Annotated in this window: 2 protein-coding genes; both read right to left on the bottom strand. The window is 33.9% G+C overall.

Annotated elements, in window-relative coordinates:
* Positions 1-711, bottom strand: a 711-nt coding sequence (locus tag B2S90_RS06075; protein WP_286696718.1) for an aldehyde dehydrogenase family protein, incomplete at its 3' end; no start/stop codon positions are given.
* Between the two features lie 247 nt (positions 712-958).
* Positions 959-2491 (bottom strand): type I restriction-modification enzyme R subunit C-terminal domain-containing protein, encoded by a 1533-nt coding sequence (locus B2S90_RS06070; RefSeq protein WP_286696717.1) that lies wholly within the window; start codon positions 2489-2491, stop codon positions 959-961.
* Positions 2492-2526: the final 35 nt, after the last annotated feature.

The following is a 2526-nucleotide window of genomic DNA, read 5'->3' as shown; positions in this document are numbered from 1 at the left end:
AGACTTTTCTACATATGCTGGAACGTTACCAGCACCTACACCTAAAGCAGGTTTACCACAAGAGTAAGCAGCCTTAACCATTGCGTTACCACCAGTAGCTAAGATAGTAGCAACACCTGGATGATTCATTAATGCACTAGTTGCATACATAGTTTTCATTGGTAACCACTGGATTACGTTCTTAGGAGCACCAGCTTTTACAGCAGCATCTAACATTACCTTAGCAGCCATAACTGAACAGTCATGAGCACCTGGGTGGAATGAGAAGATGATTGGGTTTCTAGTCTTCATAGCGATTAAAGACTTAAAGATAACTGTAGAAGTTGGGTTTGTTACTGGAACGATACCACAAACAACACCAACTGGTTCAGCGATTTCAGTGATACCAGTAAGTGGATCTTCATTAATAATACCTACAGTCTTTGTATGACGCATGTTGTTAGTAACATATTCACAAGCGAATAAGTTCTTAACAGCTTTGTCTTCAAATACACCACGGCCAGTTTCTTTTACTGCAGCTTCTGCAAGAACACCGTGCTTATCAAGACCAGCAACTGACATCTTTGCTACGATGTAGTCAACAGTTTCCTGGTCAAAACCTTCGAATTCATCTAATGCTGTTAATGCGTTATTAACTAACTCATCAATGCAAGCATCAGTCTTTTCTTCTGTCCATTCTTCAACTTTCTTTTCGACTTTCTTATCAGCCATTTTTATATCCTCCATTGACCAAAATATTTCTTCTTCATATTTTGTAAGTTCACTATACATGAGTTCTTGTGAAAAAACAAGCATACTTTTGTGAAAAATTACACAATTTATAAAATGCATTTACTGTAAACGTTTGCAGTTTAGGGATATCCGATTGTGCTATTTTATACTTAGTTTTTATCAAAAATTTAAATTATAATTATTTTTTATAGTGATAGAATGCTCTCAATTTTGTAAGCGTTTTCTCTTAACATCTTTCGCTGAACGTATCTACAGTCTTTAATATCTCTCTTGCAATATTCATCTTATCCTTAAATAAGGCACTCATACTACCAATTGACTTGAAAGGATCCTGTAACAAGACCTTCTTGTCTTCAATGAAACCATTCTTCACAATATAATCTACTAATAATTCTACAAAGTGAATCTGTCTAGAATTCAAGCTCTGATCATCTAAGAAACGTGAGAACTCAGCCATAGCTGCTTGTCTGTCTAATCCTACTATCTTTCTAATTAATCTTGTGATAGGTGTATCACCAAAATGTAATCGATAATCGTCTTTACTTCCCAGGTCTATCCATAATAAGTTTTCTAGATGTTTCATTTCATCCGGTGTAATTACTTGATTATGTCTAAGCTTATAGATAGCTTCATCATCTTCATGTGCTTTTAAATAATGCTGTACTTTCTCTTTATAGTTCTCTAAGCCTTCATCATTATAGAAAGCATCATTCATCTTTGTTTCAATGATTTCATCTTCAAAATGTGTATCTACTGGATCTACTATTGGACCAGGGTCTAAATACTTAACCAACCCTCTAATCTTCTCACGTAGTACTTCTAGATCAAAATAATTAGCTGTCTTCCAGTAATCAGGATCTTTGGCACATTTCAGATATTCCGCATTATCTGCAATATCAGGTGTTGTTTGTTTTTTATACAATTCATCAGCCATCATAATAACCTTATTAATTACCTGACTTGCATCATAATGATTGAGATAAGCCATTTCAATCATATACATCTGTCTATCAAAGAACTTTGCACGTTTATCTTCATCATGAATCACAACAAGAGAAGACAATTCATATTTAATATAATGTGTATCCATTTCATTCAGGTTAATCCAGTTATCTGGATTCTTATATTGATGCACATATTTCAAATGCATCTTTACATTAAAGCTGTCTTCATTAAGCGATTGAATATAACCTGACATTTCTTTGATCTGTTTATTGATTTCATCTACATAATCCTGATCGGATGCATTTTGTTCGAGTAGATAAAGAATATCAACACGTAACTTATAGATACGTTGAGAGAGTGATTCTATAATACCTGATTTTTCAGGACGCTGGTCTACTCTGAAGTAATCCATATTTCCTAGGTAATCAAATATCAAGAATCCTTTCTTATCATCTCCTGGACCAAACAAGTCTGTTCTTAGTCTTGTTCCTCTTCCAATCATCTGCCAGAATTTTGCTTTACTTCTTACTTTCTTAAAGAATACAAGATTAACGATATCTGGTACATCTATACCTGTATCTAGCATATCTACACTAATAGCTATTTGAGGGTAACTGTCTGTTTTACTGAATCGATCTATCGCATTTTGTACAAATTTTGTATTAAATGTAATCACTTCAGCAATCTTCCCCTTGTATTCAGGATAGAGTATATCGAATCTCTCTTTAATCTTATTGGCATGATTTTGATTGGCAGCGAAGATAATGCTTTTTCCTATCTTATCTCCTCCTTCAATTTTATTACCATGTTCCATCAAATCTTAGATCACAGTATCAATAGTATTAATAT

It is taken from the genome of Catenibacterium sp. UBA627 (genome assembly GCF_002299355.1).
Taxonomy (GTDB): Bacteria; Bacillota_I; Bacilli_A; order Erysipelotrichales; family Coprobacillaceae; genus Catenibacterium; species Catenibacterium mitsuoka.
This window is presented reverse-complemented; position numbering and strand designations above follow the sequence as displayed.

Coding starts and splice junctions, on each gene's coding strand:
- B2S90_RS06070 (WP_286696717.1), bottom strand. CDS start 2,491: ATGGAACATGGTAATAAAATTGAAGGAGGAGATAAGATAGGAAAAAGC.